This is a genomic window from Amycolatopsis sp. NPDC059021 (genome assembly GCF_042739895.1).
Taxonomy (GTDB): domain Bacteria; phylum Actinomycetota; class Actinomycetes; order Mycobacteriales; family Pseudonocardiaceae; genus Amycolatopsis.
This window is the reverse complement of record NZ_JBHYIQ010000043.1, coordinates 69,473-77,943: the sequence shown is the minus strand read 5'-3', so window position 1 is coordinate 77,943 and position 8,471 is coordinate 69,473. Positions and strand designations below refer to the sequence as shown.

The 8,471-nt window shown below is 71.6% G+C and carries 8 protein-coding genes; 2 read left to right on the top strand and 6 right to left on the bottom strand.

What is annotated here, in order from left to right; genetic code table 11:
- Positions 1-86: 86 nt before the first annotated feature.
- Positions 87-455 (bottom strand): thioredoxin, encoded by a 369-nt coding sequence (gene trxA / locus ACFWX1_RS24775; RefSeq protein WP_378391066.1) that lies wholly within the window; start codon positions 453-455, stop codon positions 87-89.
- Positions 456-552: 97 nt separating this feature from the next.
- Between trxA and ACFWX1_RS24770 the strand changes: the two genes are divergently transcribed.
- A complete protein-coding gene (locus ACFWX1_RS24770) occupies positions 553-795 on the top strand; it encodes a DUF2630 family protein (protein ID WP_378391064.1) in 243 nt (80 codons plus the stop codon).
- Positions 796-814: 19 nt separating this feature from the next.
- Here the strand turns inward: ACFWX1_RS24770 and ACFWX1_RS24765 are convergent, their stop codons facing one another.
- Positions 815-2,377 (bottom strand): alpha/beta hydrolase, encoded by a 1,563-nt coding sequence (locus ACFWX1_RS24765; protein WP_378391062.1) that lies wholly within the window; start codon positions 2,375-2,377, stop codon positions 815-817.
- Positions 2,378-2,446: 69 nt separating this feature from the next.
- Entirely contained in the window at positions 2,447-3,523 is a 1,077-nt protein-coding gene (locus ACFWX1_RS24760) for an ATP-dependent DNA ligase (protein WP_378391060.1), read from the bottom strand.
- 112 nt (positions 3,524-3,635) lie between these two features.
- On the opposite strand from ACFWX1_RS24760, the gene zapE reads away from it, so the two are divergent.
- Positions 3,636-4,661: a cell division protein ZapE gene (zapE, locus tag ACFWX1_RS24755; protein WP_378391058.1), complete on the top strand. Its 1,026-nt coding sequence runs from the start codon at positions 3,636-3,638 to the stop codon at positions 4,659-4,661.
- Here zapE and ACFWX1_RS24750 read toward each other — a convergent pair.
- From ACFWX1_RS24750 to ACFWX1_RS24740, 3 genes are all read right to left on the bottom strand, one after another.
- A complete protein-coding gene (locus tag ACFWX1_RS24750) occupies positions 4,615-5,211 on the bottom strand; it encodes a phosphatase PAP2 family protein (protein WP_378391056.1) in 597 nt (198 codons plus the stop codon). The two genes, zapE and ACFWX1_RS24750, sit on opposite strands and share 47 nt — an antisense overlap.
- Positions 5,212-5,451: 240 nt before the next feature.
- Positions 5,452-6,837, bottom strand: a complete 1,386-nt coding sequence (locus ACFWX1_RS24745; protein WP_378391054.1) for a cellulase family glycosylhydrolase — start codon at positions 6,835-6,837, stop codon at positions 5,452-5,454.
- A 145-nt stretch (positions 6,838-6,982) separates the two neighbouring features.
- Entirely contained in the window at positions 6,983-8,341 is a 1,359-nt protein-coding gene (locus tag ACFWX1_RS24740; protein WP_378391052.1) for a DUF2252 domain-containing protein, read from the bottom strand.
- Between the last annotated feature and the right edge of the window lie 130 nt (positions 8,342-8,471).

The window sequence follows — 8,471 nt, the reverse complement described above, 5'->3', positions numbered from 1 at the left end:
GGACGCGTCCTTTTTTTACACCCCACCGCCCTGGGGGGACTCAGAGTCCCTCAAGGAGGCCCCCACGGACCATTTCCAGGAGTGATTCAGGCCTGGTCTCCGGCCTTTTCGGCCTGGCGGCGCACCTCGTCCATGTCGACGTCGCGGGCCTGCTGGATGAGTTCCTCCAGCACCGCCTCGGGCAGCGCGCCCGGCTGGGCGTAGATCACCGTCTTGTCGCGGATCACCGCGAGCGTCGGGATCGACCGGATGTCGAAGGCGGCGGCCAGCTGCTGCTCGTTTTCGGTGTCGACGCTGGCGAACACGATGTCGTCGTGCTTTTCGGACACCTTCTCGTACACCGGCGCGAACTGGCGGCACGGACCGCACCAGCTCGCCCAGAAGTCGATCAGGACGAATTCGTTGTCGGTCACGGTCTGGTCGAAGTTCGCCGCGGTCAGCTCTACGGTGCTCATAGGAGGAACAACGGCCGGAACCGGGCCAAGATTCCCGGCGCGGCGTAGGGTCGGAATCCGGCACTCGCGGAGAACCTCGAACACGGGAGGACGTGCCATGGCCGACGGGGAAATCCTCAGCCACATCGACCGGCTCATCGCCGAGGAACACGAACTGCGGTCACGCGCGGTCGGCGTCGGGCTGAACAGCGCCGACCGCGAACGCCTCGGTGACCTCGAACGGCAGCTCGACCAGTGCTGGGATCTGCTGCGCCAGCGCCGCGCCCACACCGAGTTCGGCGAGGACCCGGCCGGGGCGCGGGTCCGGCCCGAGAGCGAAGTCGAGTCCTACCGGCAGTAGCGCCTCACGCGGGGCCGCCTCACGCTGGGCACAGCGTCCCGTCGCCGGGGACCTTGCCGTCGACGAGGAAGGCACGCACGGCGTCGGTCACGCACGGCGACGAGCCGAGCGCGCCGTGTCCCGCGCCCTGCCACGAGATCGTCACCGACGTCGGCATCTGGTCGGCCGCGCGGGTGGTGCCCTGCTCCGGGGTCACCGGATCGGCCGCGGTCGAGGCCACCAGGATCGGCGGCACCCCGGGCACGCCCGCCCTCGGCAGCGGCTCGCGGCGCGTCGGCCACGGCGCGCACCAGGCGAGCTGCTGGGCCACGGTGGTGCCGAACTGCGGGTACTTGCCGCGCATGGCGGTGCCCACCTTGGTGATCTCGTCGGCGGGCAGCCGGGTCGCGCTGTCGTTGCAGCGCGTCGCGATCGCACCGTCCAAACGGGACGGAAGGCTCCTGCTGTCGTGCAGCACCGGCGCGGCGAACACGGCGAGCGGGGCGAGGTTCCCGTCGCGGGCCGCGGCGATCGCGTCGGCCAGCTCGGGCCACCGCGCGCGCTGGGCGAGTCCGGAATAGACCGCGTAGGTCGCGATTCCCGCGTTCATCGGGATGCCGTCGGCGGTGACGACGGGCGTCCGCAGCCGGTCGGTGACCGCCCGCAGCGCGGCCTTCGGGTCGCCGAGCGCGCAGTGCCGGGTAGCGCAGTCCGCGCCGAAAGCGTCCAAAGTGGACTGCGCGCCCGCGGCGACCGCGTCCAGCACGGCCGCGGTGTCCTGGCCGGGATCGGGGATGCCGTCGAGCACCATCCTGCCCACCTGGGCGGGGAAGCGCACCGCGTACTCCGAGAGCACCTTCGACCCGTCGCCGCGCCCGAGCGCGGTCAGCCGTTCCATCCCGAGCTGCTTGCGCAGTTCGTCGAGGTCGCCCGCGGTACGCCAGCTGTCCAGCCCGGTCTGGGCGACGTCCAGGTCGATCGCGCACTGCTGGCCCGCCTTGCGCGCGGCGTCCAGCACGCCTTCGAGGTCGCCCTGCGCGGGGTCCGCGCCGATCAGGTCGCGGCGCACGTCGCCGGGGACGCACTGCACGGCGCCGGACAGCCCCGTGCCGCGCCGGTCCAGCCCGACGAGCGAGAACTTCTGCAGGAACTCCGGCGGCAGGCTCGCCGCGAGCCGCGCGGCGTACAGCGTCCCCGGTTCGCCGTCGACGTCGTTGACCACGACGAGTGGCACCGGGCCGGTGCCCGCCTTGAGCACGAGGCTGCGCACCATCGCGCGCCGCGGCTGGTCCGGGGCGTCGAGCGGGGTCGTCATCCGCGCGCAGCTGAAGCGCAGCGTGTCCGGCACGGCGGGCTGCCCGAGCCGCTGGCGGGTGTCGTCGTCGCAGTCGTTCCAGCGGATCAGCGGGGACTGCGGTTCGCCCAGCGGCGGCAGCGGGACGGCCGGGGCGCTCGTCGGCGCCTTCGGCTGTTTCGAACCGTCGTTGTCCACCACGGCGGGCCGTGCCGAGGGTCCGGTCGTGCAGCCCGCGAGCGTCGCCGCGGCGAGGACGGCCAGCGTCAGCCGGGATCGCGGGCGAAGTCGGCGGGAACGGCGGCGCACGGGCGGGATCCTCCGATGATCGGGTCCGGGGTCACCGGTGAGCTTGGCACGCCGGGTGTGACAGGGGAGTTAGCGGGTCCGGACGACCTCGCCGCGGAAGACGGCGTCGAGGTCGTACCGCGCGACCTCGTCGAGCTGCGCGTACCCGCACGACGACGGTTCGCGGTCCGGGCGCCACCGGCCGAACTGCGCGGTGTGCCGGAACCGCGCCGGGACACCGCCCTCGGTGTGCTCGTAGGACACCTCGACGACGCGTTCCAGCCGCAGCGGTACCCACGGCTGTTCGGTGGAGCGCCAGCGGGTGATGCCGCCGGGGATGCGCTGGCCGGTGCGGACGGCGTCGCCGATCCAGGGGTGCCCGGTGCCGTCGGTGATCAGCGGCGCCAGCTCCTCGGCCAGCTCGCGGCGCCGCTTGACCGGGAACGAGCCGACGACGCCGACGTGGTGCAGCAGCCCGGCGGCGTCGTAGAGCCCGAGCAGGAACGACCCGACCATCTCGCCCGGTTCGCCGTCGACGTGCCAGCGCAGCCCGGCCAGCACGCAGTCGGCGGTGCGCTTGTGCTTGTACTTGAGCAGGACGCGTTTGCCGGGGGAGTAGGGCTCGTCGAGCGGCTTGCCGATGATGCCGTCCAGGCCGGCGCCCTCGAACAGCTCGAACCAGTGCCGCGCGGTGTCCGGGTCGGTGGTCGCCGGGGTGAGGTGGATGCCGTCGCCCGCGACGCGCTCGAGGCGTTCACGCCGCTTCGCCGTCGGTTCGTCGACAAAGGACTCGTCGCCGAGGGCGAGCAGGTCGAACGCGACGAACTCGGCGGGCTGTTCGGCCGCGAGCAGGGTGATCCGGCTGGCGGCGGGGTGGATGCGCTCGGTCAGCGCGTCGAAGTCGAGCTTGCCGCCGCGCGCGACGACCAGCTCGCCGTCGAGCACGATGCGGTCGGGCAGCGTCTTCGTCAGCCGCTCGACGACCTCGGGGAAGTACCGGTTGAGCGGTTTCTCCGCGCGCGACTGCAGCGTCAGCTCGTCCCCGTCGCGGAACACCAGGCAGCGGAAGCCGTCCCATTTGGGCTCGAACAGCAGCCCGCCCGTGTCCGGGATCGCCTTGGCCGGTTTGGCGAGCATGGGCTTGAGCGGCGGCCGCGGTGGTGTCATGCCCGCATTCTGCGGAAAATCCGGCGTCTTCGCACGTGCTGAAGGGGACCTTCAGCACACTCGGGGCCGGGAGGCGGCGGTCGCGCGCGCACGGCCGTTAGGCTTTCCGACCATGCCCGCCGCGCATCTCACCGACCGCGATCCCCAGCTCAGCGCCGACGAGCTGATCGGCACGCTGGTCCCGCCGCCCCGGTTCGACGCGGTCCGGTTCGCCAACTACATCCCGAACCCGGACGAGCCGAGCCAGGCCGCCGCGGTCACCTCGTGCGCGGCGTTCGCGGCCAAGATCGAGGCCCCGGCGAAGAAGTCGAAACTGCGGTCGCTGTTCGGCGGCGGGGCGCAGCCGACCGGCCCGATGGGGCTCTATCTCGACGGCGGATTCGGCGTCGGCAAGACCCACCTGCTCGCCTCGACCTGGCACGCCACACCCGGCCCCAAGGCGTACGGCACCTTCGTCGAACTGACCCACCTCGTCGGCGCGCTCGGGTTCGCCGAAGCGGTGCGGCGGCTGTCCGGGCATCGGCTCCTCGCGATCGACGAGTTCGAGCTGGACGACCCCGGCGACACCATGCTGATCGGCCGCCTGCTGCGCGAGCTGACCGAGGCCGGGGTGTACGTCGCGGCGACGTCGAACACCCTGCCCGACAAGCTCGGCGAAGGACGCTTCGCCGCCGAGGACTTCCTTCGCGAGATCCAGTCGCTGGCCTCGCGCTTCGCTGTCGTGCGTGTCGACGGTCCCGACTACCGGCACCGCGGCCTCCCCGAGGCCCCGCCGCCGGTCGCCGACGACGTGCTCACCGCGTCGGCCGAACAGCACGAAGGGTCCACTGTGGACGACTTCGACGCGTTGTGCGCGCACCTCGCCCGGCTGCACCCGTCGCGCTACGGCCGGATGCTGGACGGCGTCGGCCGCGTCCACCTGCGGGACATCCACCCGGCGCCGGACCAGAGCGTCGCGCTGCGGCTCGTCGCGTTCGCCGACCGGCTCTACGACCGCGCCATCCCGGTCGTCGTCTCGGGTCAGCCGCTGCCCGCGTTGTTCACCGAGGAGATGATCAACGGCGGCTACCGCAAGAAGTACCTTCGCGCCGTCAGTCGCCTGACCGCACTCGCACGGGACGCGGTGCAAGCCGCGTAAGCAGCCCGCGCACCGCGAGGACGGCGAAGACCGCGAAGAGCGTCCCGCCGACGACGTCGGTGAGGTAGTGGTAGCCGAGTCCGACCATCCCGATCGCGACGGCAGCGAGCAGGACCGCGCCGACGATCGCCGTGATGGTCCTGGCCAGGCCGTGGACCAGCAGGACCAGCACGACGAGCGTCGCCACCATGCTGACCGTGTGCCCGCTGGGATAGACGAGCGTCGCGCCCTTCCAGCGGTCGAACAGCGGTTTCAGCGCCCACGTGTTCGCCATGACGGCGATCCCGGGTCCGAGGACGACGAAGAGCGCGTCCCACGGCCGCAGCGCGTACAGGCACCAGACGATCAGCAACGCCAGCACGGGGAGCAGCACGTACGGCTCCGTCGGCAGCACCAGCGCACGCAGGAGCCCGTGCGGCCACCCGGCGATCGCGGACTGCGCGGCGGTGTCGAGGCCGCTGGGCGCGTGGTCGCCCGCGAAGACCAGCCCGAGCGCGAGGGCGCACAGCGCGCAGACGACGGCGAGGAGCGCCGGCCAGCGGAAAGGCATGACCGACCTTAACGCGGGGCCACCGATGTACCGAGGGACGCCTTCGGTGCGCTGGCTGCACCGAGGGACGCCCTCGTCGCACTCAACGCACCCAGGGCGTCCCTCGGGCCTCCCCGCGTAGCTGACCGCACCGCCCACTGTCGCGAACGCTCCGATGGCGACGCTGAACGTCCCGAACGCGCCGTTCGCGACAGCCTCGGCACTTGAGTCCACAAAGGACACCCTCGGCAGTCGCGTGGGTTACGGGTTCACCAGCTTCGTGATGCCGCGTGCTTTGAGGTGGGCCTGGTCCCCGGCCTTGCTGCGCAAGACGAAAGCCGCCCGTGTCCCGGCCGAGGCGAGGGCGAAGAAGGTGTCCGTCCCGCTCTGCGGATCGTCGTCCGGGATCACGATTCCCGTTGTCCGGGAAGCGGGTTGGGGCGGATTCCGGTCGAATTCGGCCACGATCTCGCGGATCGCTGCGCCCGCGGGTTTCAGCTTGCGGTCGTTCGTGTAGAGGCCGAGGTCGTATTCGAGGGGGTTCAGCTTCGGCACGAGCGCCGGCGAGACGTCGTGCGAGCACCACCAGGTGAAGCCGTGCGTGTGCGCGCAACTCGCGACGTTGCGTACGGAGCGCTTGATCCATTCGCCCAGCTGAGGCCGAGTCTGGTCGCTGAAGTGGATCGACGGCGCCGCGCCGTCCTCCTGGATCCAGCACGGCCAGGCCGGATCGGCCGCGTACGCCTGCGCGAGCTGCACGAGCCGTTCGGCGTTGTGTGTCGCGAAGGGGCCGAGCGGGTCGGTCTTGAGGATGCCGAAGAACGACGTCCACGGGTGGATGGCGGTGACCGCGCCCGCCGTCGCGAGTGTGGCGCGGCTGAAGTACTTGTCGCCGCGGGTGTCCCACGGCGCGCGGTCGCAGCCGACGGTGTTCCACTTGCCCGGCGCGACTTCGCCCGCCGTGGCGAGCAGGGTTTTCGCCCAGTTGTCGGCCTGCGCGACGGTGACGTTCAAGCCGGCGAACGAGTCCCAGTAGTAGTACGGCTCGTTCGACAGGTCGAAGCCGAGAAAACGTCGGTGCCCGCCGATACGCTTGCCGAGCGCGGTGAGGAACGCGCGCTGGGCCTCGAGAGCGGCGGGGTCGGCAAACCAGTTGACCGGTTGGGGGGTGGTCTGGAGCCAGTTCGGTGTCCAGTAGCGGGCCGAGATGTGCCCGTTGAACACGGTGATCTCGACGTCGAGCCCGGCGTCGCCCGCGTAGTCGAGGAACTCGTGCAGGCGGTCCAGCTTCTCGCCGCTGATCAGGTTCGGCTCGGGCTGGAAGTCCGACCACAGCAGCATCATCCGGATGTGGTCGAGGCCCAGCTTCGCGATGTCGTCCAGGTCGCGGCGCAGGTCCCGCTCGCGCCAGTCCTGCCACATGTGGAACCAGCGCGTCGACGGCGTGTAGTTGACGCCGAGCCGGAAGGCACGCCGCCTGCCGCGCGAAGCCGCTTCCGCCGTGCCCGATGCCGCCGCGTCCGATGCCGTGGTGTCCGCCGCGGCCGGTGTCGCGAGGCCGGTCAGCGCTGTGCCGGTCAACGCCGTCCCCGCCAGTGCCGCGCCCACCGCGCCGCCGAGCACCGAGCGCCGCCGAACGTCCGCCATGCCGCCTCCCTCGCCGGTAACCGTTGACGAAGATCTAGCACGGCGGGGAATTCGTTCTCCAGACTTGGCCGGATTTCTGTCCCGTTCCGGTCATCTCGCGTGACTGGAGGGCGAACTCGCGTGATTGGACGGAGAACTCGCGTGATCAGGGGCGCGACACGAAGGCGGCGTGGTCGGCCTCGGTCTGGTCGGCGTAGCGGACGGCGTAGGCGCCGATCGCCTCGTCGAGTTCCTCGTCCTCGGCGAAGTAGCCCGCCAGCAGCTGGGGATGCAGGGAGCGGATGTGCGCGCGGGCGAGGAGTGCGCCCGCGAGGCGGCCGTAGTCGTCGAGATGGTCCTTCGCCAGTTCCGTCGGATCGATGTCGCCCTTGAGGTTCCGGAACTGGCGCACGATGAACGGCGTGCCGTCGATGGTGGTCCAGCCGAGCAGGATGTCCGTCTCCGCCTGGACGAGCCGCGCGCCGTCGACGATGCGGCGTCCCTCGTGCGCGGGCTCCGGCAGGCCGAGATAGCGCGCCAGCGCCGAGGGCTGGGCCTGTTTCACTTGCAGCACAAGGTCTTCGTCCTCGTTGCCGTGGAGCAGGACGACGTAGCTGCGCAGCCCGACGCTGCCCGTGCCCACCACCCGGAACGCGACGTCGGCGACGCGGTACCGCGCGATCAGCGTCCGCCGCGACTCGCGCAGAGTGTCTACATAGGACACCAGGCCCGCGGCGACGGCCTCCGCGGTGGCCGCGTCGACGTGCGTGAGCACCGGCGGGTCCTCGACGAACCGGTGCCTGCTCAGCCCGGTCTCGTGATCGTCGATGCGCCGCGTCCACTTCGCGACGACCTTCTTGCTCGTGTTCTTGCGGGCTTTCTCGGCGGCGTCGGCGAAGTCGTCGATCAGCTCGTGCGCCCGCGCCTTGCTCAGCACCGACGAGTCGGGCAGCGCGCTCCACGACCGCAGGAACGGCAGTTCGGCCAGCGCGCGGACGGTCCGCCGGTACGACTTGACGGCGTCCTCGGCGGCTTCGCGGCAGCCGGACTCGCCGATCCCGCCCTCGCGGCCCGCCAGCACCAGGCTCGCCGAAAGCCGCTTGAGGTCCCATTCCCACGGCCCCGGCACGGTTTCGTCGAAGTCGTTGATGTCCATGACGATGCCGCCCTCGGGCGTGCCGTAGAGCCCGAAGTTGGCCGCGTGCGCGTCGCCGCAGAGCTGCGCCGTGACGCCGGACGCCGGGGTACCCGCCAGATCGGCGGCCATCAGCCCGGCCGCACCGCGGAAGAACGTGAACGGCGACGCCGACATCCGCTCGCGCCGCAGCTCGATCAGCTCCGGCAGCCGCCCGGCGTTGCTCGCGTCGAAGTACTCGCCGGGCGTGGGCCGGTCCTGGGCGGCCGCCGCGTGGTCATGCGCCCGGACCGGCGCCTTCTCCCGCAGCGCCTTGCCCCGCGCGTACACCTCTCCCGGCGTCTCGCCGCCCTCGACCAGCGGCCGCTCCACCCATTCCCCTGCTCCCATGCCCTCCCCAACGTCCACACCGGACACAGGGTTCCGGGAGGTCCGTGGGGGCCTCCTTGAGGGACCCGGAGTCCCTCGGGGGGGCCCCCCACGCACCACCCCCCGGCCGGTGGCGCGGATACCCCAGGCC